Raw genomic sequence first — 20,302 nt, forward strand, 5'->3', positions numbered from 1 at the left:
ACCCGATGACTTCTGAGACCACCAGTGCTGCTGACGCCAGCCAAGAGCAGGCTCGATCTGCTACCGCCACCACAACCGATGCTCCTGCCTTTGGTTGGAGTAGTTATGCCGAGCGGGTGAATGGCCGGTTCGCCATGGTTGGCTTTGTGGCTGTCGTCTTGGTTGAAGTGTTGAGTGGAGACACGTTTCTGTCTTGGGCAGGCCTGTTGCCTTAATTACGGCAAACGGATGAGATCAACATCCCAGCGTCCGTTTCGACTCACTTGCACGGCCAGAAGCCTTCCTGAGCCATCAAGACTCACCGATCGAGGCACGCCAGGAGGATCCAAAGGGAGTCGCTGCAGGGCTGCTGCATTACGGCGGTAGAGAAAGAGCTCGGTGCGATCCTCCCGTTGCTGCACAACAGCGATTCGGCCGCCATCACCGCTCACGCTGAGGCTGATGGGTTGGGAGTCTGCGCGATTAAGGCCCGGTAGTGGCACCGGTCGGCGAGTTCTGAGGTCGATCAGTTCGATCCTCTCCCGACCGCCCCGCGTGCCAAGGCTCGCCAACCAGACCTGGGCAAGAGATGGGTCGCGGCGGCTACTCACTGATTGACGCAGGAGTCCATTGAGCTCGGGCCGGGGACGCGGTCGCTCGCCACTGCATCCAGCCATCAAAAGGAGCACACCCAAGCTCAGGCTGAGCCTCTTCATGGTGTTGGCGAGAGCGGTGGAGTGCTCAAGGCTTGTCCCGCTGGTCGGTCGATTTCCAACACATCGCTTAGGTCAAAAATCTCAACGCGCCAAAGACCTTGATCGGTCACCTGTAGAGCCATGGTTTGGGCATCGGGTGACAGGCTGACTTGGATCGGATCCCGGCCGCCAGGGAGCTGAATGGGGTGCAATCGCCCGTTGAGACGGTCAGCGATGACTGCCATCCGCCGCCGTCCCTGTTGGGTGATCAGGGCCAGGTATCGACCATTCCAGCTCAGCGATGGTGAGCTATGGGGCTGATGACGTTTGAGTTGAGGCAATGCCTGGATCGATCCATTGCTCACATTGCGCAATTGAACGGTTTGGCGCCCCCGCAGGTCGCTGATCACGGCAAGCCATTGCCCGTTACCACTCAGAGCAGGATCCTGTTGGCTTTTGGCCAATAACCCACCGCTGGCTCGGTCCACGCGGCCGCTACAGCCCACCAGGCCCATGGCGATGAGGGCCGTCAGTAGCGGCGAGAGGAGACGGTTCAGTCGTCAAAGCGGGAACTGTTGTCCCGGGCCCGAGGGCTGTTGTCGCGAGCGCTGCTATCCCGTTGGCTGTTGTCACGAGGACGGGAGCTGCGTGGCGCTGACCTCCCGCTTTCAGCATTCGATTGAAACTGGCTTGTCGGTGCGTTCGCGGACGGATTATTCGACCGGGGCCTGCTGCTCATCGGGCGGCTTGTGGCCTCTCCCCCCCTCTCTCTCCCTGAATTGGGGAATGGACTTTTGGATTGGGGTGCGGAGGCTGATGCGGTAGTCCTCCCACTCCGACTGGTGCTGAAGGCGGCGTCTTCCGCCTCAGGGCGCACTGGCGATCCAGTGGGGCGTTCTTGGCGACCCGTAGGCCGGCTACCGCGTCGTTGCTCCTCACGATCAGAGCGCCGTTCGCCGAAATTGGGTCGCCGCTCATCTCTGGCTTCACCGGCGCGGAAACGTGCCATACGACGGGAGCGTTCGTCAGGCTGATCCCAGCCCTGGGTGTCCTGGTCGCGTCCACGCCCGCGGCGACTTGCGGCTTCTTCTGGTATGGCGGCTCGACTGGTGCGGCGTGGGCGATAAAAATCGTCTTCGGGACGGTCCTCTGTGCCGGTGTTGCGTCCGCCGAAGCGACGTTGGACTGTCTGAGGTTCGTCAAAGCGGTCGTAATCCTCATCCCAACCGCCGCGGAGGCCTCCGGAGCCCGACTCTCCCCTTGGCGCTGCTGGTTCATCGTCGAAGTAGGCGGAGCGTCGTGCTTGCTCCGTCGCGACACCCCTCAGACGAACGCTTTCGTATGCGAAAAACACTGTGGTGCCGGCCAACAGAAATTGGCCGAACTGAAGAATCGGATCAAGGCGCCAGCCTTGAAAAAACAGAATTCCTCCGCAGAGAAGTCCGATTGCGGCAAAGAAAACGTCGTAATCCCTTGCAAGCGCAGGCTTGAACGTGCGCATGAAATAAAGCAGCGCACCGCCGACGGCCAGCACAATTCCGACAATGCTGGCCCAATTAAGACTGGCATTAACCAAAGGTGCGCTCCCGCTTGAGGCCTAGTTTACGAGTGGCGCCAGTTGTTGATCAGAGCTTGCGATCGAGGCGGTCGGTCTGACTCACCAGGATCAAAGCAATGGTCGCGGGCACAACAATAATTACAGCTCCCCACACGAGGCTGCTTAAAAAATTGGAGAGGGAGGAGGTCATCGGAGCGTTGCCGTCTGCATCATGGCCAGCGCGATCCTAATGATCAAAGTCCTGTTTCTACGATGGTGGCTCGATTGCTTTGAGGTTTGTGACGCCGCTGCTGCTTCAGGCCTTGCCGATTATCCATGTTTTGTTGGGTGTCCTCCTCGCTGCTTGGACCCTCGCATTTCTGCTCCGCATTGTTCTCACCTGGTATCCCCAGGTCGATATGACGAAAGGAGCTTGGCCTTTGATCGCTTGGCCCACGGAGCCCGTCTTAGGCCTCACTCGAAAAGTGGTCGCTCCGATTGGAGGTGTTGATGTCACCCCTGTGATCTGGGTGGGATTGATCAGCTTGTTTCGGGAGCTGTTGGTGGGACAACAGGGTGTTCTCTCGCAAATCCTGCTGCGTAGTGCCCAAGCAGTGGCCTAGGGCAGCATTTCTTGCTCTACAAATTTGGTGTGAATGTCGCCGTTGATGAATTCGGGGCGGTCGAGCATTTCCAAGTGGAATTCAACAGTGGTGGGAATTCCCGTGACAGCACATTCATTCAGGGCCCGTTTCATCCGGGTCATGGCGTGTTGTCGGTCTTTGCCCCAAACAATCACCTTTCCAATCAACGAGTCGTAGAAGGGGGGGATGTCGTACCCCGTATACACGTGGCTATCGACACGCACCCCAGGCCCGCCAGGGGGTAACCAGCCGGTGATGCGACCTGGAGCAGGTCGGAAGTTATGGCGGGCGTCTTCTGCATTAATCCTGCATTCGATCGCATGACCATTGAGTTGGATTTCGTCTTGACGAATGCTGATGGGCTCACCTCCAGCAATGCGGAGCTGCTCGGCGATCAGGTCGACGCCTGTGACCATCTCCGTCACGGGATGTTCAACCTGAATCCGTGTGTTCATCTCCATGAAATAGAAACCGCCGCTGCGGTCGAGGAGAAACTCAACCGTGCCAGCACCCTCGTAATTGATGCTGCGGGCTGCGGCGATGGCCGCCTCACCCATCTTTCGCCGCAGCTCGGGATCCAAGGCAGGGCTTGGTGCCTCTTCAAGCAGTTTTTGATGGCGCCGCTGAATGGAGCAATCCCGCTCGCCGAGATGCACAACATTGCCGTGACGATCAGCAAGCACCTGCACTTCTACGTGGCGAGGGCGGTCAATGAATTTCTCCATGTAGAGCCCTGGATTGCCAAAGGCCGCTTCCGCTTCCCCTTGGGCCGCTTTGTAAAGGCTTTCGAGCTGATCGGGGCTCGGCACGAGACGCATGCCTCGACCACCGCCACCAGCGGTGGCTTTGATCATCACGGGATAGCCCATTTCAGCCGCGAGCTGAGCGGCCTCCTGGGGATTGGATAGCAATCCTTCACTGCCTGGAACGGTGGGGACTCCCACCTTTTGCATGGTTGTTTTGGCAGTCGATTTATCACCCATGGACCGAATCGCATGGGGGGATGGTCCAACAAATGTGAGCCCGTGCTCGTTGCACATCTCGGCAAATTTGTCGTTTTCTGCCAGGAAGCCATATCCCGGGTGAATGGCATCGGCACCGCGTGACGTGGCTGCGGCAAGGATGTTGGGAACGTTGAGATAGCTCTTGTTGCTTTGGGCTTCTCCAACGCAAACAGCCTCATCCGCTAGCTGAACGTGCAGAGCGTCTTTGTCCACAGAGCTGTACACCGCAACGGTGGCGATGCCGAGCTCCCTGCAGCTCCGCAAAATTCGAAGAGCGATCTCGCCGCGGTTGGCGATCAGCACTTTGCCGATGGGCATCCCGCAGTGTCATTAGGCCTCAGGTCGGATCGTATCAGCGGCGACTGATCAGGGCCTCTAAACGCCAGCCTGAGTTACCCCGGCCGGTATGATCACTCATCGATGAAGCCCGAGGGGCGGAATCGACCACGCGGATGTGGTGGAATTGGTAGACACGCACGTTTGAGGGGCGTGTGGCTTCGGCCTTGCGAGTTCAAGTCTCGCCATCCGCATTTCATTCTTTTGGCAAGTCCCCAAAACGCTGACCCAGGACTGGCGATCGTCTTGGTTTCGAACGGTCCAGGGGAGTTGAGCACCTGGGTTCGGCCCCTTGCGGAACGGCTTCACAGTCTTCAGCCGTTACGGCCGCGTGTTCCTAGTTCTCCCGCCAGCCTCCAACTGGTCTTAGTGCCATGTCCAAATGCCACGGGCCAAGAGCATCGAGCTGCTCAGCCTTGGCAGCTGTTTGATCGGATCGTTCCGGCTCGATCGTTTTGGTCACTGCTGTTGCGCCCCCAGCGCTTTGGGTTGTGGCCCCAGAAAGGAATCGTGGTGTTTTTGGGGGGTGATCAGTTTTGGACTGTGCTGTTGTCTGCCCGTCTGGGGTACCGCCACATCACCTATGCGGAGTGGGTGGCGCGTTGGCCGCAGTGGAACGACAGTATTGCTGCCATGTCAGATGCGGTGCGCCGCCAACTGCCGGTCCGTTATCAGGGCCGATGTCGGGTTGTCGGAGATTTGATGGCCGACCTGTCGTCGTTTGCGCGTCGAGAGGCTCCGCTATCCGACGGAGAATGGGTGGCGTTACTGCCAGGTTCGAAAGCTGCCAAATTGAGCGTCGGGATGCCGTTTTTTCTCGAAACCGCAGATCTAATTGCCCAAGAACGTCCTGAGTGTCGGTTCTTGCTCCCGTTGGCCCCCACCACCAGTGTTGAAGAACTCCTGCTGTTTGCGGGCCCGACCAACCCGATTGCTGCTCGTTATCGATCGGCGGTGGTTGATGTTGATCACGATGTGTTGATTACGAAAGCTGGAACGCGCATCCAATTGATCCAGGAGCATCCAGCCCATGGCCCTTTAAGTCAGTGCGATTTGGCGCTGACCACCGTGGGTGCCAACACCGCTGAACTCGGTGCATTGGCGGTTCCGATGATCGTGATGGTGCCCACCCAGCACTTGGACAAGATGCAGGCTTGGGATGGTGGTTTTGGCTTGTTGGCGCGGATTCCTGGTTTACGACGTCTGCTGGGAGCGTTGTTGACGTTTTGGAGACTGCGCAACAACGGTTTTGTAGCTTGGCCCAACATCACGGCGGGTCGAGGCGTGGTTCCCGAGCGCATTGGCGAGATCACACCGCAACAAATCGCGACGGAAGCGATCGAATGGTTGTCATCTCCAGAGCGTTTAGAGGGGCAGCGTGACGACCTTCAGGCCCTTCGTGGTGAGCCCGGTGCCGTGATGGCCTTGGCCGCCGAGGTGCGTGATCTGCTCCCCCGAACGCTTCCCTCTGCCTAGGGTGCAACCCCATAATTTTCCTCGTCATGCCCAGCCTTGATCGGATTGATCGCAGCACCGACGAGTGGAAGCAATCTTTATCTCCAGAGCAATACCAGGTGGCGCGTTGTGGAGGAACCGAACGGGCCTTTACTGGCAAATATTGGGACAACAAGGCGACGGGTGTTTATCACTGCGTTTGTTGTGGAACGCCGTTGTTCAGTTCAACCACCAAGTTTGAGTCGGGCACAGGCTGGCCAAGTTTTTGGGATGGCATCTCTCCAGAGGCGATTACCACCAAACAGGACGTGACCCATGGCATGGTGCGGACTGAGATCACCTGCTCCCGCTGCGATGGTCATCTCGGCCATGTGTTTTCTGATGGACCGGCACCAACAGGCCAGCGTTATTGCGTGAATAGCGCCTCGTTGGACTTCAAAGCGGCTTGATGGTTATCGGTTCCAATTGAGCCGACTATTGCCGTCATTGCAGAAAATGGTGGCTTTGTTGATCTCACTCACCCCTGATGTGCCGTTCAATCAACGCGTTGAATCGCGCCTACCAAGGATCGTCGAGGTCGTCTTGAATCGGTTCAACATCGAGGGGCTCGCTGATCTTTTGGACAGGACGCCTGGACGCCGGCATTGCTCGTCGCGGTGCCGGTTCATCGTTCAGGCTTGAGTCGTCGAAGCTCTGCTCCTGGATCCGGGGCTCGGTCAATCGAGATTCTGTAAAGCGAGGTTCTTCGAAGTTGGGCTCATCATTCGACGCTGCATTGAAACGGGGCTCATCCCGATACCGCCCATTGTCGTAGCGGGGAGATTCGAAGGAATCTGTGGGTTGTTCTTCGAGATAACGGCGTTGGGGCTGTGCATCGCGGCGTTGATCCTCAAGCTCCACGTATTCCATTTCTTCTTCCGCTTCAAAGCGTTGTGCTTCGGACGCCTGCAGCTGCCGTTGCTGTTGTTCAACGGGTTGTCCGGAGCTGAGTTGGTTCTCGACCGGCACAAGATTCACGCGGTAGCGCTCTCGCTCTTGCTCCTCCCAGCTGGGGCCGCCGACCCCTAACTTCTCGAGCACACCGCTATTCAGTTGTTTGAGTTTGTCTTCAGCTCCTTCATAAACAATGATTCGATCGGGGCCGCTGCTCACGATCTCTTCAACAGGCATTTCCCACGTGCTCAAGACGCCCTCACCCAAGAGCGGAACGCCCAGGGCACCCATCACAAGGGTGGACAGTTCACCAGTTTCAATGTCGAACGCGAATCCCAGAACGCGACCAAGTTGGTCACCGGATTCGGTGATCACCTGGCAATTGATCACACGGCTGTAGCGCTCGGGGTTAAAGCCTTCGCTGAGGGAATCAGCGGAGTCCACCAGGATCACATCTCCCACCTGACGGATGCGGTCGAGGGGCATCCAGCGCGGTAACCCCGGCAAAAAGCGAGTGAGAGGGTTATCTCGAAGACCGACTGCCACCACCTCACGGCGGTCGATATCCACAATCACCTCCCCCACGACGCCAAGACGACGGCCGGAGTCGCGCGTGATCACCTGCGTGCCCATGAGCTCTGACCGCAGCCAGAGTCGGTCACTGGGAACACCCGTCAGGGTGTCATTAGCTGAAGGGGTCGGGGTCAAACGGTCCCTCGGCCATGCACAATTCGACCCATTCTGGCGCAGTGGATCCGTTGTGGCAGTTCGTTCTGCATCTGTTCAGGCTGCATCGGGAAGTCCAACCACTTGGGTGTGGGCCCCGCGGGCTTGGGTGACGCCAATCGTGCGCTCTGAGGCGCCGATCATCGGACGCCTATGACTCACCACCATGAATTGGGCATCTTTGGCTTGTCGGGCAATCAATGCTGCTAATCGCTCCACATTCACGCCGTCAAGGAAGCTGTCGACCTCGTCGAGGGCATAGAAGGGAGAGGGACGGAAGCGTTGTAAGGCAAACAAAAAGCTGAGGGCTGTAAGCGACTTCTCCCCACCCGACATCGACGCCAAGCGCCGCACGGTTTTTCCTTTCGGATGGGCCACAAGCGTGAGGCCCCCCTCGAGCGGTTCATCGGCGTTTTCCAACTGCAGATGCCCATCGCCTTCGGAGAGCGAAGCAAAAATTTCACGGAAATGACCATCCACTGCGGTGAAAGCCTCCATAAAGGCGTCTTGGCGCAGGGTGGCGACGGTCTCAATGCGAAGCAGCAGTTCTTCGCGTTCACTATTCAAAACATCGAGTCGTTCGTTGAGGTCACCCAAGCGTTGTTCCAGGGCTTGCAGTTCCTCAAGGGCGAGCATGTTCACGGGCTCCAGCGCTTCCATGCGTCGTTGGATTGCTTGGAGTTCTCCCTGGAGAACCTCTAACCCTTCGAGTCGCATCGACTCAGGGATCTCTGGACGCGGGTCTGGCAGTGCTTCTGCCATTTCCCTTAAGCGAATCGCTCCGCTGCGCTGTTCCTCGATTAAGCCCTCGCGGTCTTCCTTCAATCGTTCAAGGTTCCATTCGGCTTGCTGGAGGGCTTGGCGTTGACGGGCCACCTCCGCTTCCGCGGCATCGCGGGCTCGTCGTTGGGTGCCGAAACGCTCTTGGAGGTCTTGTTGCTGAGCCTCTAATGACGTTCGCTTGTTTTGAAGTTCCGACTGTTGATCGCGCCACGCGCCATGGGCTTTGGCCAGGGCTTGAACAGCCTCCTGGAGCCGTGTTTCTTCTGCTGCAAGGGCCTTCTCTTGGTCCCCCAGACGCTCGAGGGCGAGCTGCCGCTCACGCTGTGCATTCAGAAGAAGATCACGCTCATGTCGCGCGGCTTCAAGACGATGATCAGCCGCCTCGAGGTCGTGTTGAAGCTGTTGCCAGGCCGCGGCATCGTCGTGATCACCGCTGTTGCGTTCCGCTTCATTCAATTGTGCGAGTTCCGCTTGTAGTGGTTTGAGTGCTGCATCGATCACCTCCAGCCGTTGCCGTTGGGTGGTTTGTTCGTTTTGAAGGCGCAATAACCGTTCCGCCCGCTGTCGGTTGCGCTCAAGTAATGGGCCATGGTTCCGTTGGGCTGCGTTGCGTTCGGCGATGAGGCCGGCCTGGCGTTGTTCCATCTCCCGCAGCTGTGGTTTCTGCTGCTCGAGCAGTTGCGTCAATTTGGATTCTTCGCGCCGACAGGCTGCCAGGGATTCCCCAATCTCCAGGAGCCTGCGGCGGTGGGGTTCGGCTTCATCTTGATCCTGGCTACGTCCAAAACTCAGGCCTCCGCTGCGTTGTGACAAGCTCCCGCCCGTCATCGCACCGCTTTTTTCGAGGAGTTCTCCGTCCAGGGTTACGGCCCTCGATCGACCGAGTTGTTGCCGGGCGGTGGCGAGATCCGCAAACACCAGCGTGTCGCCGAACACATAGGCAAAGACCTGGTCGTAAACGGGTTCAAAACGCACGAGTTCCACGGCACGGCCGATTAATCCGCCGCCCGTATCGCCGCTCGGCCGCGCCCCGCGGGCGAAGGCTGCTGCGGTGCTTCCGCTTCCACCGCCTGGTGCACGAATTTTGTTGAGGGGCAGAAACGTGAGCCGACCGGCGCGACGGCTTTTCAGCAGTTCGATCGCCCTTGCTGCAATGCGGTCGTCGTCGACGACGACTTGGCTGAGACGTGCGCCTGCAGCAACTTCCAAGGCCAGGCGGTGTTGATCCTGCACTTCTCCAAGTTGGGCGACCGGCCCATGAATGCCATCGAGACCGGCCTCCAACAGCAGCCTTAACGCACCGGTGCCACGGCTTTCTTGCAGGGCATCACGGCGGCTTTCAAGACGGGCAATTTCCCGTTCCAGTCGGGTTTGTTCTTGCTCTAAGCGACTGCGGGTTCGTTGTTGGATGGCAAGGGAGTCCACGGTTTGTTGCAGGGCTTGCTTGCCTTCAGACAGCCCATGGATCAGCGTTTGCCAGCTCTCCTCCAGGGTGGTGAGCTGCTGTTGAACATCCTGTTCATCAGCCCCGTCTTGCTGCTGTTCCAGATGGAGTTCTTGCAGCCGTTCCGACTCCTGACGCAACCGTTCTTGCAGTTGCTGTTGTTCTTCAAGTTTGGGATTCACGCTGCTTTGCAGCTCTTGCCGCCGAGCACTACGTCGTTTTTGCTCGTCTAACCAAGCCCCAGAACGGCCTGCAACGTCGGCTAGTCGGCGACGGGACACCTCAACGGCAGATTCAGAGGCACGGCAGGTGTCTTCTGCAGCGGCTAAGGCGTCTTGATGGGGATCCTTCTCTTGGGTTTTGGATTGGTGCTGCCACTCCTGCCGACGGACGGTCAGGTCATGACGCAATCCTTGCAGCCGCTGCCCTTCTTCTTGGTGTTGTGAGGCCTGACGTTCCAGTTCGCGGCTGCTGGTGTCGAGTCCTGCGAGTTCGGCTTGAACCGCCAGGAGCTGGTCTTCTCCAAGGGCTTTTACCTGGTCTTGAAGAATTTGCAGCTCGGCGCTGGCTTTGCTGAGGGCTTCCCGTCCATTGGCGATGGCGACGCCATCCCGTTGCTCTTGGGCTTCGAGGGCCTGTTGGCGCGTGCTGAGGTCTTTGAGAGCTTGTTCGGCAGCCTCAAAGGCCAGCACCATTTCCTGCTGGCGGCCGAGCTTCAACCGTTCACGAAGATCTTGGTATTGACGGGCTTTGGCGCAGTCTTTCTCCAGGCGCTGGCGGCTGGCCAGCAGCTCTTGCTCAATGATTCGGCAGCGGTCTTGCCGCTCTTGAACGTCGTCGAGTTTGCGTCGCGTTTGTTCGATGCGCGTATCGAAGAGAGCGACACCGGCAAGTTCATCAATGAGCCCACGGCGATCGCGATTGCTCATCGACACGATGCGGGTGACATCGCCCTGCATCACGACGTTGCTCCCCTCCGGATCGATGCGCAAACGGCGCAATTGGGTTTGGAGCTGCTGGAGGTTGCAGGGCACCCCATCAGCGGAATAACTCGAGCTGTAGGAGCCACCTGGCATCACCCGCAACTTGCGCGTCACGGTCCATTCCTTTTGCCCCGGTTGAATCCAGGGACCTTCTGCTGGAGCCTCGAGACCGTCTTCCGCCGTGTCGGGTGCCCAATCATTGAGGTCGAACCTCACGCTCACCGAGGTTTCGGCTGCTTTTCCGGTTTTAAGAACCCCGCTATTGATCAGGTCTGGTAGCCGATCCGCTCGCATTCCGCGGCTGTTGGCTAGGCCCAGGCAAAACAACACTCCATCAAGGATGTTGCTTTTGCCGGATCCATTGGGACCGGTCACAACGGTAAATCCCTCTTCAAGAGGGATCGTCATCGCCCCACCGAAGGACTTGAAGTGCTTTAAGCCAACCTGATTGATGTAAACCAACAGGAAAACGGGCTGTCAGCAGCCTGAATTTAGCGGAGCTTTTGAAAATCTCAAGGCTTGGAGAGCCGGCAACGACCTTGGACGATCTTGAGTTGTCCGCTGAGATCGCCATTCATCAAGGTGATCTCTAAGGGCTCGTTCGCGACGCTGGGCAGGCTGCCTTGATATCGACCCGCGCGAATGCGCTCGGCCCATCCCCGTCCCCCTGACACGGCAGCACTGCGGGGTTCCAGCCAAATCAAACGATGTGCAGGCAACGGGATGGCGTCTTGCTCTGCAGCGTTGAGGATCGGGATGTCGGCCAAGCGCCAGGTTCGGCAGCTCGCTCCGTCCTCCAATAACAGATCGAAATGACAGCCACTTGGATCGTCAGGGGCTCCCGTATGCCGCAACAAGGCGTAGCGAGGCATGGAGTTTCCTAGACGCTGCAGGCTCCCTAGTCTCTAGCCATAACTGTTCATCGGCGTTTTTTATGGACTCGACCACGCCGCAGCCCAACGGCAACTTCGAGCACCACTTCCGCGACCGTTTCGAGAGCTTGCTTCCCACCATTCAGAGGCGATGGCCTGAGTTGGCTCATCACACCCTCGAAGCAACCCGTGGCAGCGTTGAGGAGCTGGTGCGTTTGATTGAACGGAATACGGGCCTCACTCCCCAAGGGGCACGGGAGCAACTGGAGGAATTGATGCATAGCGCCGGAGATCGCAGTAAGCATTTGGCCGACACCCTTGATCCGCTTGAGGAACAGTTAGAGCAACTTTTGGATGAGCTGAACAGCACGCTTCGGCCGAGGATTGAACGCCCCGTTCGCCAGCGACCCCTGTTGGCCGTTGGTGTTGCCCTCGGTGTAGGCGTGTTGGTTGGCGCGATGCTTCGTGGGGGTCGTCACTCCTGATGGCTGAATCACAATCTCCACGGGGTTTCGGAGCTGCGGGACGGGTTACTGCCTTGGCCGCATCGGTGATGGATCTGCATGTGCGGATCGCTCTGCAAGAAGTGGATCGCGAGAAGCGTCGTCTGATCAGCGGCGGCTTGTTTTTGGCGATGGGTGGCACCGCCATGTTGCTGGCCCTGTTGGCTGGCGAGGGTGCCTTATTGCTTTGGATTCAGCAGCGCTGGAGCCTCGATCTGAGCCAGGCGCTGATCGCCTTGGCCGTGGGCAATTTGCTGTTTGCTGGAATCAGCTTGCGGATCGGCGGGCAGGTGCTCAAAGGGCCGTTCCTGCCACAAACGCTGGAGGGTGTGATGAAAACAGTTCGAGCGTTGATCGGTCGGGCTTGATCGCTTGCTAGCGAATGGCGTAGTGCAACCAGCGGCAATCGATCCCACCATTGCTAACCGGGATGCGCCTTGAGGCTTTCATGCGCAGCCCCCCCGTCAGCTTTGGATTGCCACTGAGCAACCAGAGTTGCCAACCCGAGGCTTGTTCACGCACGAATCCACCCAGGGCGCTGTATAGGTGGTCGAGTTCCTCCTCTTCACCAATGCGTTGTCCATAGGGGGGGTTGCACACCAAAACGCCCGGACCTTCCGGTAGGTGGTGCTCTGTGAACGATCCATCTCGGATCTCAATCACCCCCTCCAACCCCGCGGCAGCAATGTTCACGCGAGCTTGTTCCGCCACCAGTGGATCTTGTTCGATTCCTAGTAGAGGAGGCAAGTTGAGGTTTCTGCGGCGGCGTTGTTGAGCTCTTTCGCACTCCTCTTGCCAGAGTTCGGATTGAAAGTCTGCCCAACCCTCTAAGCCAAAGTTGCGACCGAGTCCTGGTGCTTGTTGAAGAGCCATGAGGGCGGCTTCGATCAGCAAAATTCCGGAGCCGCAGCACGGATCAACCAGCGGAACGGAGCCGTCCCAGCCGCTGAGTTGGATCAGACCAGCAGCGAGGTTTTCCTTGAGGGGAGCGATGCCCATGGCGGCCCGATAGCCCCGACGATGCAGGCTTCCACCGCTGCCATCCAAGCTCAAAACTGCTGTTTCGCGGTTGAGATGGAGGTGTAGCGAAAGATCGGGTGCCTCCAAATCGATGGAGGAACGTTGTCCCCAAATGTCTCGCTGCTGATCAACGAGAGCATTTTTCACCTGTAAGGCCGAGTAATGGCTGTGATTTAGCCCAGGAGCTGATCCAGTGACATCGACGCGAAAGCTCATGGAAGGGTGCAGCCAGCGCTCCCAGTTGAGGGCGCGGCGAACGCCGTCATAGAGATCGTCCCTCCCTTGGCAAGGAAAGCTGGCCATCTCCCGAAGCAGCCGAAATGGCAGTCGAGCTTGGAGGTGGAGGCGATACAGGCAAGCCATATCGGCTTGAAATTCGGCGGCACGACGCAGTGGTTGTACGTCATGGGCGCCAAGCTTGGAGAGTTCGTCGCAGCCAGCGGCCTCCAGCCCCTGAGGAAGCACTGCTACCGCCGACAGCCGGTTCTCACGACCCACGGTTTGTTGTGCTCCAGACGACGAGTGCTGTCAGAATGACAGGGTCCGGTTTACCGGACTAGGTGATTCACACCAGTGTTTCGGACAGCGGTTCGATTCCGCTCAGCTCCATTCCTCCCCTCTTGGGGCTGCAATGGTTTCGACGGGACATAAGGAGGGTGACTGAAGCCTGCTCGGTTAGAGCAAATCTCGTAACTGCGAACAACATCGTACGTTTCTCCCGTCAAGCAGCCCCTGTTGCTGCCTGACCCTTTTAAGGGAGATGGGGTGAAGTCAGCCTTATCACCCAAATGACTGCTTGGGGGTGGAAGCCCCCCTTCAACAAGCCACAGACAAGGTTTCAGCGATTACGCCAGTAGGGCAAAATCGCACTCCTGACAAATTTCCTGACAAGTTGCCTCCCGTGCTTTCTGGCATGGATAAGGCAGAAGCTTTGGCGTTCGTAAGTCGACTGTTTGACGCCGCCAGCAACGGTCATTCCCTTTGGGGTGATCGATTGCTTTTGAGGCGATTTCTTGGTCAATGCTCCAGAACGAACAGTCAGGAGACACGCGACGGCTACATGCGCGATTTGCGGCACCTAACAAGGTGGCGTGACAGGCACTATCCCGATCTTTTGATTCGAGAGCTGGACCCACCAATGGTTCAAAACTGGATTGATGATCTGCGCGGCCAGGTTGATGCTGGCGAAATCAAACCCAGGACTTTCAACCGCAGGCTGTCTGTTGTGTCAGCACTGTTCCGATGGGCTTCTGAGCCATCAAGGTCTGGTGTGACTGGAATTGGGCGAAACCCTGTTCCAGGCAAATCTCATCTTGTTGGCGGCAAGGAAGGCAAAGCCATGTCGGAAGACGATTTATCCAAGCTGTTGGGCGTTGTGGCTTCCAGCCGTGATCGATCAGCCAGGAACAACCGTGATTTTGTTTTGATCCGTGGCTCCTATTTGCTTGGCGCAAGGGTTAGCGAGGTTGCACGGCTTCAGTGGTGTGACGTTGAACCGCTAGCTGACGGCGGACAAATTCATTTGCTGGGTAAGGGCAGCAAGGCCAGGACAGTTCGGGTTAGTGCCGACACGCTCCAACTCTTTGAGTCATTGGGACGTGCAGGCGAATCTGATTATTTGTTCCCGTCATCAAGAACCAAATCGCATCTGACGCGTCAGGCGATCAATTACACGATGCGGAAATGGGGGGAAAAGGCTGGAGTTGATGTTCACCCGCACAAGCTCCGCCATTCACATGCCACACACGCCATAAGGCGCGGAACCAATGTTTTCTGCTTGCAGCACACATTGGGGCATAGCTCCACTGACACCACCAGTGGCTACGTCAAACAAAACCCAGACGATTCATCTTCTTTGGCGTTGGGGTAAATACGCCTGCTTTCAAAATTAATCCCGACGAAAAGTGACGCTTTCGTTGGGATTATCAACTCAATCTTCCCCGCATGCGCGGGGAACTTTCCTTTCAAAAGCAAGGTTCGGGGGCTCGGACAATGCTTTTTTTGCCTTAACGCCTTCTACAACACAGCAATCCCATATGACTACGGGCAAAATGCATATTGCGTAAAAAAGTCGCGAAGTATCTTCAGCCTCCACCTGCTTTCAAAAGAATTATGAAAATAATCATCTCCGCTATAATTAGTTAAAATACGAAAACCTGGATCGCCTGCTTTTAACCTTTCTTTCCTGATGGTTGATGAATGATCTCTACCGATCTGCTCAGGGTGACAATTTGTCTTGCATCAACACATCGCAGGCATCCAGAAATGCTTTCAAGTTTGGTGCCGTTGTTCGCAGGAGTTGTGGCAATGACCCAGCGCGATCTCATCACTTACTTGCTCAATACGGAGGCTGATTGGCCATGGCACGAGCAACAGCAGCAGAGACCTCCGACCGCATCGATGCCCTTCAGGGAATGATCCTGGCCGGCACTCCAAATACCGAGTGTCTTGCTTTTGCCAGAAAGGAGTGGGGGATCAGCAGGGCTCGTGGTTACGAGCTAATGAAGCGTGCCTGGATTCAGATCAAGGACGATGTTGATGAAACAGGGATTGATCGACTTGAACTGCTGGCTTGGTCAATACAGACGCTGATGGCCGCTGCTGGTCAGGCAAAGCAACAAAAGAATCCTGGAGCTGTTGTTGCATGCATTAAGCAGCTCGACTGGATGACGGGGTTGGGGATTAATTCAACTGCTGGGCAAAGAGGACAGAGAGGTCATCGCTGATATGGACTTAGATCCTGAATCGCTAGCGCAGGCCGAAGAATTATTTATCTATACAGGACTGCTGTGAAAGCCGCTTGATCCAGAGGAAAGCGATCAACCTGCTTAGCAGCAAATTTTCATGACGAACATTACAGGCTCTCTTATAATTGTTGCTTGTAACTCAATTACTTATGTTCAAAGCATCTGCATTTTTAGCAACGACAGGTTTATTGCTTTGCTCGATTCCAGGGACTCCAAGTCTTGCAAAGCCTCAGATCATGCAGGAAACAATCACTGTTGGAGATGTAAAGGCAGCACAAGATGGTTGGTGTAATGCAGTAACCGCCCTTAGCAAGACTTACGCGGAAAGCGGGTTTGAGGCATCGAAGCGCCTGGCTAGTGAAGTTGTTGACTCGGCGTATGGCTATCAGTTTGGTCCAGTCTCATTCAAGCCAACCTGGGCCTATGGGGAAACAACTTTCCGTCCGACAAAGGAAGGTGCAGTGTCTTACTTCGTTGGTGGGAATCCTAAGTACAGAGATCCCGGCTTTACGATTGCCTCGCCTGGAGATGGAAACTATCCAAACCTTCAAAACCGAAGCCAATGGGTAAAATGTACTCCTGAAATTGTTACTATCCAAGTTTTCGGGAATACTGCGACAGCAATGGGTTGGGTTCGTTTTGAAGCTGCCGATGGTTATCAATCAAAAGTTGATAAGACGTTCGGCTATGTGCGTGATGATTCTGGAAATCTTAGAATTGTTGTTCATCACTCTTCCACACCCTACAAATGGTGAAATGATAGAAACCTCAACCAGTCAACTTTACGTTTCCTGGTCGGCGTAACACAGTAAATATGGGCTGCTTCGGTGGTCCTTATTTAATTCAGACGCTGATGTCCGCGGCAGGTCAAGCGAAGCAACAAAAGAATCCAGGAGCTGTTGTTGCATGCATTAAGCAGCTCGATTGGATGACTGGGTTGGGGACTAACTCAGTATCTGGAAGTAGCAGTCAGCGCAGGCGCTGAGTCTGTTGGCATTAATGCTAAGGCAAACGCATAAACGGGCTGCAACGAGACATCAAATTCTCGTACGCATCTCAGTAGGTCTACGCGAAAGAATCGACGCCTAAATTATTTCAACACTGAAGTTGCGTAGTGATGCGAGATCATTCCCTGAATCATCTTGGATGATATTTGAGGACTGATCACCTCTGAGATCTTTGTAGGTCAGAGAAAGAGAATTGGCTGATGCAGGTATTTGAGATTTCAACATAAGAATGGCAGTTGAGTCATCGTCTTTTGGTACAACAGCAGACGCAACACGAACACGTTTTTTCCCTGCTCTTAATTTAAAGCGTGAGGGACTGACTTTTCCTGTTTGAAGCGACTTATCAAATTCAAGGATCAGTTCTTTGCCATCAAGATAGGCATCTTCTAGGCTTGGTGGATTGTTGTCAGTGATCTCATCAAAGCTAGATGTGTCATTAATAGGAGAAAGATTTTGGAAGGAGGCAAGGTCATTGCCATCAGTATCTTCTGCAACGCCTGAACGTTGATCACCTTTGAGATCTCGATATGAAATTAGAATATCTTGTTTTGGATTAATTGATTTCTTAAGGCTAAGCGCGATGATTCCATCTGATGGACTTGTGCTTACCGAGCCTATTTTTTGTTTTCTTTTATCAGCAGTAACGCGAAAGCGTGCAGCTTTTGGAATGGAGGAAGAGAGACTATCGGTGAGGTAGAGATTAATGATTTTCCCATCAGCATCGGCATAGTCAACCTCAAATCCCTCGGATGACTTTCGTGTGTTGTTGGTGAGTTTGAAATTGCTAATTGTGGCGAGATCATTGCCGTCGACATCCTCAATGACGTTGCTTTTTTGATTGCCCTGTGCGTCTGTATAAGAGAGGGTGACGTTGTCTCCATGGGCGACAGGGGAGGCGATCTTGAGAACTGCTTCTCGATCGTTCGGAGAAAGAGTGATCGAGTTGACTTTGATGGCTTTGTTATTCACTCTGAGCCGAAAGGTGCCTGTTGAAGGCGTTGTCGTACTTAGCTCTCGGTTAAAGGCAAGAACAATTTCATTGCCATTAATTTCAGCTGTATTGAGATCGAGAGGATCGCTCGATCGAATGGTTTGGTTCTCGACGCTGAAATTGGTGAACGATGCAAGGTCATTACCAGCAAGGTCTTGGATGACATTGGCTTTTTGATCACCGCTTATATCTCGGTAGGAGAGGGTGATGTTGCTGCCACGGTCAACCGCTGTTGAGAGTGTGAGGTCAAGTTGAGCAGAACTGCTATCAACAGAAGCTGAGGTAATAGAGATGGCTTTTCCGTCTTCTTTCAGCGTCCAAGAACGATTAGATGGAGTGGCCTTGGCAATCGCTTCATCGAAAGAGAGTGTTAGGGCTTTTCCATTGATCGTTGCGTCTGTAACTGTCGGTGCAGTGCTGTCAGAACTGTTGTTGGATACAGCAGTTGAAAAAGAAGAAAGATCAGTGCCATCGGTGGTCTGCAAGACACCTTTGGATTGATCGCCTTTGAGATCGGTGTAGGTGAGCTTGACGGTTTGCTTGGGATTGATTGCAGAAGCAAGGTTGAGCTTGAGGCTGCCTGCATCAGCGTTTAACGATGCCGAGCTAACACGGATGGATTTGCCATCAGCAGTTACTTTGAAACGCTGAGTAGCTGGCTTGGTGTTACTCAGTGATGCATCAAAGTTGAGCGTGATTGTTTTTGTGCTGATAGAGGCTGAAAGGAGTGCCGCTGATTGCTTACCTTTGGACGTATCAGTAATAGTAACTTTTGCACTTGTTGCAACTGGGAGCGTTCGTTTTGAGTCGGAGTACAGAAAGACTTGGGCAGACTCTGAACCTTCCTTGAGAAGATCTTTTGTTGTACGTCTTGTAAAAGATCCTGTCCCTTTTGAGTTGAGAAGAATGCTGCCAGTTAGAGAAGATGTGAAATCATTAGAGTCAATATCACCTTTAATTGTGTAGTAGAGCCTGGTTTTGGCTATGGGATTTTTAGTTGATACAGACGCACGGAAAGCATCGCCTTCATCGATAGATGATGGTGAGATGGAAAGTGAGTAGGAGGGAGTTTTGGCTTTTGTTGAAGTATCAGCAATAGAGACAGAAGATGATGTGGCAACTAAATTTGTGCGCTGAAAGTCGGAATAGAGCTTGATGTTGAAGGATTCAGTACCTTCTGTTGTTTTGTCAGCAGTAGCAGAAAGAACAAAAGTTGCCTTGCCGTCAGACCCGATCAATCTTGAGCTCTTGATATTGCCAGAAGAGAAGTCAGAGGTAGTAACTTCTGAACCAGAGAGTGGAGAGAGTGTGTAATAGAGCCGAGTATTGGTGTCTACATTTGTTGTTGAGATATTAAAGCGAACGGAGGATTGAGATTTCTCGTCGATGGATGAGGTTGAAGGAGTTATTGAGTAAGTGGGAGTACCACCGAGGGGTATCTCCGCTATCCCAGAAGTCGGTAATAGACCTAATCCTCCTTGAATGTCATTCCAATAGTCATCCCACTCCCCAGAGAAATGGGGATGAATCCATGCATGATTCTGCGTTCTTCCATCATCTGGATGCGAGCTGTTGCTTGGTTGAGCTCGAGATGCTGCCCAATTGGTATAGAGAGAATTAGTACCACTACTCCACTTCCAGTTACCTTCTGATCCCTCGTCTGTGAATCCAATCCAATGCCCGCTTCCAATTGTATTTACTACATATGTATTCTCTGCATTATTATTAATCGTTATGAGATTACCGCCAAGGCTTTTTGCTTCTGTCTCCGCTTGTGTCCAGTTTGGACCATCGACAATCGTGTAAAGGCTATTTCCCCTTTCATAGTCATCAGCTTTGATGGTGACCGTTGCTGAACCATCAGTGATTTGTGGAGGAACGTCGTCGGATCCCTCTGCTGTCATTGTCAGCGAGAAGGATTCATCACTTTCGATATTAAGATCAGCTGTGGTTGAGATTTTGATTGTCTTTGATGTTTCTCCTGCTGCAAAGGTGACTGTCTTATTGACTTGTGCATAGTCATCATCACTCAGAGTTGCACTTCCATCACTTGAAATGATCTTCAGTGTCTGTGATGTTGTCGTACCACCAGTTCTGGTAATCGTGACATCACCACCCTTTCCTTCTCTAAAGGTGGCATCTGATATTGAAAAGTAAGAGAGAGGGATTTCGACTATACCGACTTTATTTGAGTAGCGCACATTTGCACGACCATATTGTGCATTTTTTGTGTCTGTATTTTCTTGATCATCCCATCCCCATTTTATTGCTGTTACATAGCGAAGTGCGACATAGTCTTGAATCCCATTGTCGTCATATAACTCGTTGGTTTCGATGTAACTAACTGGCTCTCCTGAATGCCACAAATACTGTCCTTCGTTAGCCTTATCGTTAAGACCGATCCATACGTCTGAAGACTGCTCCTCGCTATTTCTTGAAAAGTAAACCTGGCCTCCGTCGCTTATTTTATTTAGTCCTGAGAAATATGATTCTAGAAAATCTTCGACAAATTCATCTTCTGCTTGCGTGTTAATTGTGACTAGATGTCCACCATTCTTTACGGCATTTGATGCAGATTCTTCCCATGTCGGTCCATCAACGATCTTGTAATAGCTGCTGCCGTAGATAGCGCCCATGACTCGA

General features: G+C 54.4%; 19 protein-coding genes and 1 tRNA gene. 10 read left to right on the top strand and 10 right to left on the bottom strand.

Translation table 11 applies throughout. The features are described 5' to 3' along the window. Nucleotides 1–5 precede the first annotated feature (5 nt). Nucleotides 6–215 (top strand): chlorophyll a/b-binding protein, encoded by a 210-nt coding sequence (locus SYNCC9902_RS02060; protein ID WP_009790579.1) that lies wholly within the window; start codon nucleotides 6–8, stop codon nucleotides 213–215. Here the strand turns inward: SYNCC9902_RS02060 and SYNCC9902_RS02065 are convergent, their stop codons facing one another. The 4 genes from SYNCC9902_RS02065 to psbX are packed head-to-tail and all read right to left on the bottom strand — an operon-like array spanning nucleotide 216 to nucleotide 2,422. Beyond that, nucleotides 216–695, bottom strand: a complete 480-nt coding sequence (locus tag SYNCC9902_RS02065) for a TolB family protein (protein WP_041424768.1) — start codon at nucleotides 693–695, stop codon at nucleotides 216–218. Then, nucleotides 692–1,189 (bottom strand): hypothetical protein, encoded by a 498-nt coding sequence (locus SYNCC9902_RS02070; protein ID WP_011359241.1) that lies wholly within the window; start codon nucleotides 1,187–1,189, stop codon nucleotides 692–694. Before SYNCC9902_RS02070 ends, SYNCC9902_RS02065 begins: the two co-directional genes overlap by 4 nt. A gap of 38 nt (nucleotides 1,190–1,227) precedes the next feature. Then, a complete protein-coding gene (locus SYNCC9902_RS02075; RefSeq protein ID WP_011359242.1) occupies nucleotides 1,228–2,250 on the bottom strand; it encodes a Ycf66 family protein in 1,023 nt (340 codons plus the stop codon). 49 nt (nucleotides 2,251–2,299) lie between these two features. Next, nucleotides 2,300–2,422 carry a photosystem II reaction center protein PsbX gene (gene psbX / locus SYNCC9902_RS02080; RefSeq protein WP_009790575.1) on the bottom strand — a complete coding sequence of 41 codons (123 nt, stop codon included), beginning with the start codon at nucleotides 2,420–2,422 and terminating at the stop codon, nucleotides 2,300–2,302. Between the two features lie 88 nt (nucleotides 2,423–2,510). On the opposite strand from psbX, the gene SYNCC9902_RS02085 reads away from it, so the two are divergent. Further along, nucleotides 2,511–2,834 (top strand): YggT family protein, encoded by a 324-nt coding sequence (locus SYNCC9902_RS02085; RefSeq protein WP_049749410.1) that lies wholly within the window; start codon nucleotides 2,511–2,513, stop codon nucleotides 2,832–2,834. Here SYNCC9902_RS02085 and accC read toward each other — a convergent pair. Then, nucleotides 2,831–4,177 carry an acetyl-CoA carboxylase biotin carboxylase subunit gene (accC, locus tag SYNCC9902_RS02090; RefSeq protein WP_011359244.1) on the bottom strand — a complete coding sequence of 449 codons (1,347 nt, stop codon included), beginning with the start codon at nucleotides 4,175–4,177 and terminating at the stop codon, nucleotides 2,831–2,833. The two genes, SYNCC9902_RS02085 and accC, sit on opposite strands and share 4 nt — an antisense overlap. A 130-nt stretch (nucleotides 4,178–4,307) precedes the next feature. Between accC and SYNCC9902_RS02095 the strand changes: the two genes are divergently transcribed. The 3 genes from SYNCC9902_RS02095 (at nucleotide 4,308) to msrB (ending at nucleotide 6,099) form a co-directional block, all read left to right on the top strand. Then, nucleotides 4,308–4,389: transfer RNA gene (locus tag SYNCC9902_RS02095), tRNA-Leu, on the top strand. Nucleotides 4,390–4,399: 10 nt separating this feature from the next. Continuing rightward, the gene (locus SYNCC9902_RS02100; RefSeq protein WP_011359245.1) at nucleotides 4,400–5,671 is read left to right on the top strand and encodes a hypothetical protein; all 1,272 of its coding nucleotides are present in this window, start codon (nucleotides 4,400–4,402) and stop codon (nucleotides 5,669–5,671) included. A 26-nt stretch (nucleotides 5,672–5,697) separates the two neighbouring features. After that, nucleotides 5,698–6,099 carry a peptide-methionine (R)-S-oxide reductase MsrB gene (gene msrB / locus SYNCC9902_RS02105; RefSeq protein ID WP_009790571.1) on the top strand — a complete coding sequence of 134 codons (402 nt, stop codon included), beginning with the start codon at nucleotides 5,698–5,700 and terminating at the stop codon, nucleotides 6,097–6,099. A gap of 109 nt (nucleotides 6,100–6,208) precedes the next feature. On the opposite strand, the gene SYNCC9902_RS02110 is transcribed toward msrB, so the two are convergent. The 3 genes from SYNCC9902_RS02110 to SYNCC9902_RS02120 all read right to left on the bottom strand — a co-directional run bounded on the left by SYNCC9902_RS02110 (nucleotide 6,209) and on the right by SYNCC9902_RS02120 (nucleotide 11,391). Then, nucleotides 6,209–7,291, bottom strand: coding sequence for a PRC-barrel domain-containing protein (locus tag SYNCC9902_RS02110; RefSeq protein WP_011359246.1), 1,083 nt, complete (start codon nucleotides 7,289–7,291; stop codon nucleotides 6,209–6,211). A 75-nt stretch (nucleotides 7,292–7,366) separates the two neighbouring features. Next, a complete protein-coding gene (smc, locus tag SYNCC9902_RS02115) occupies nucleotides 7,367–10,981 on the bottom strand; it encodes a chromosome segregation protein SMC (RefSeq protein WP_011359247.1) in 3,615 nt (1,204 codons plus the stop codon). 50 nt (nucleotides 10,982–11,031) lie between these two features. Then, nucleotides 11,032–11,391, bottom strand: coding sequence for a hypothetical protein (locus SYNCC9902_RS02120; RefSeq protein WP_011359248.1), 360 nt, complete (start codon nucleotides 11,389–11,391; stop codon nucleotides 11,032–11,034). Nucleotides 11,392–11,453: 62 nt separating this feature from the next. Here SYNCC9902_RS02120 and SYNCC9902_RS02125 point away from each other — a divergent pair, with 62 nt between their 5' ends. Next, complete coding sequence (locus SYNCC9902_RS02125) at nucleotides 11,454–11,876, top strand: DUF883 family protein (protein WP_011359249.1); 423 nt, start codon at nucleotides 11,454–11,456, stop codon at nucleotides 11,874–11,876. After that, nucleotides 11,876–12,262, top strand: a complete 387-nt coding sequence (locus tag SYNCC9902_RS02130; protein WP_009790566.1) for a phage holin family protein — start codon at nucleotides 11,876–11,878, stop codon at nucleotides 12,260–12,262. The genes SYNCC9902_RS02125 and SYNCC9902_RS02130 overlap by 1 nt, the downstream gene beginning before the upstream one ends. A 7-nt stretch (nucleotides 12,263–12,269) precedes the next feature. Here SYNCC9902_RS02130 and SYNCC9902_RS02135 read toward each other — a convergent pair whose 3' ends face one another. After that, nucleotides 12,270–13,412, bottom strand: coding sequence for a THUMP domain-containing class I SAM-dependent RNA methyltransferase (locus SYNCC9902_RS02135; protein ID WP_011359250.1), 1,143 nt, complete (start codon nucleotides 13,410–13,412; stop codon nucleotides 12,270–12,272). A 415-nt stretch (nucleotides 13,413–13,827) separates the two neighbouring features. On the opposite strand from SYNCC9902_RS02135, the gene SYNCC9902_RS02140 reads away from it, so the two are divergent. From SYNCC9902_RS02140 to SYNCC9902_RS02150, 3 genes are all read left to right on the top strand, one after another. After that, nucleotides 13,828–14,784, top strand: coding sequence for a tyrosine-type recombinase/integrase (locus tag SYNCC9902_RS02140; protein ID WP_071818427.1), 957 nt, complete (start codon nucleotides 13,828–13,830; stop codon nucleotides 14,782–14,784). 490 nt (nucleotides 14,785–15,274) lie between these two features. Further along, nucleotides 15,275–15,640 carry a hypothetical protein gene (locus SYNCC9902_RS02145; RefSeq protein WP_011359252.1) on the top strand — a complete coding sequence of 122 codons (366 nt, stop codon included), beginning with the start codon at nucleotides 15,275–15,277 and terminating at the stop codon, nucleotides 15,638–15,640. A 170-nt stretch (nucleotides 15,641–15,810) separates the two neighbouring features. Next, nucleotides 15,811–16,416, top strand: coding sequence for a hypothetical protein (locus SYNCC9902_RS02150; protein WP_041425279.1), 606 nt, complete (start codon nucleotides 15,811–15,813; stop codon nucleotides 16,414–16,416). A 330-nt stretch (nucleotides 16,417–16,746) separates the two neighbouring features. Here SYNCC9902_RS02150 and SYNCC9902_RS11945 read toward each other — a convergent pair whose 3' ends face one another. After that, nucleotides 16,747–20,295 carry a SwmB domain-containing protein gene (locus tag SYNCC9902_RS11945; protein ID WP_071818393.1) on the bottom strand — a complete coding sequence of 1,183 codons (3,549 nt, stop codon included), beginning with the start codon at nucleotides 20,293–20,295 and terminating at the stop codon, nucleotides 16,747–16,749. Nucleotides 20,296–20,302: the final 7 nt, after the last annotated feature.

Origin of the sequence: Synechococcus sp. CC9902, from assembly GCF_000012505.1 — a bacterium.
Classification (GTDB): domain Bacteria; phylum Cyanobacteriota; class Cyanobacteriia; order PCC-6307; family Cyanobiaceae; genus Parasynechococcus.

Coding starts and splice junctions, on each gene's coding strand:
- SYNCC9902_RS02060 (WP_009790579.1), top strand. CDS start 6: ATGACTTCTGAGACCACCAGTGCTGCTGACGCCAGCCAAGAGCAGGCT.
- SYNCC9902_RS02065 (WP_041424768.1), bottom strand. CDS start 695: ATGAAGAGGCTCAGCCTGAGCTTGGGTGTGCTCCTTTTGATGGCTGGA.
- SYNCC9902_RS02070 (WP_011359241.1), bottom strand. CDS start 1,189: ATGGGCCTGGTGGGCTGTAGCGGCCGCGTGGACCGAGCCAGCGGTGGG.
- psbX (WP_009790575.1), bottom strand. CDS start 2,422: ATGACCTCCTCCCTCTCCAATTTTTTAAGCAGCCTCGTGTGGGGAGCT.
- accC (WP_011359244.1), bottom strand. CDS start 4,177: ATGCCCATCGGCAAAGTGCTGATCGCCAACCGCGGCGAGATCGCTCTT.
- msrB (WP_009790571.1), top strand. CDS start 5,698: ATGCCCAGCCTTGATCGGATTGATCGCAGCACCGACGAGTGGAAGCAA.
- SYNCC9902_RS02120 (WP_011359248.1), bottom strand. CDS start 11,391: ATGCCTCGCTACGCCTTGTTGCGGCATACGGGAGCCCCTGACGATCCA.
- SYNCC9902_RS02125 (WP_011359249.1), top strand. CDS start 11,454: ATGGACTCGACCACGCCGCAGCCCAACGGCAACTTCGAGCACCACTTC.
- SYNCC9902_RS02130 (WP_009790566.1), top strand. CDS start 11,876: ATGGCTGAATCACAATCTCCACGGGGTTTCGGAGCTGCGGGACGGGTT.
- SYNCC9902_RS02140 (WP_071818427.1), top strand. CDS start 13,828: ATGGATAAGGCAGAAGCTTTGGCGTTCGTAAGTCGACTGTTTGACGCC.
- SYNCC9902_RS02145 (WP_011359252.1), top strand. CDS start 15,275: ATGGCACGAGCAACAGCAGCAGAGACCTCCGACCGCATCGATGCCCTT.
- SYNCC9902_RS02150 (WP_041425279.1), top strand. CDS start 15,811: ATGTTCAAAGCATCTGCATTTTTAGCAACGACAGGTTTATTGCTTTGC.
- SYNCC9902_RS11945 (WP_071818393.1), bottom strand. CDS start 20,295: ATGGGCGCTATCTACGGCAGCAGCTATTACAAGATCGTTGATGGACCG.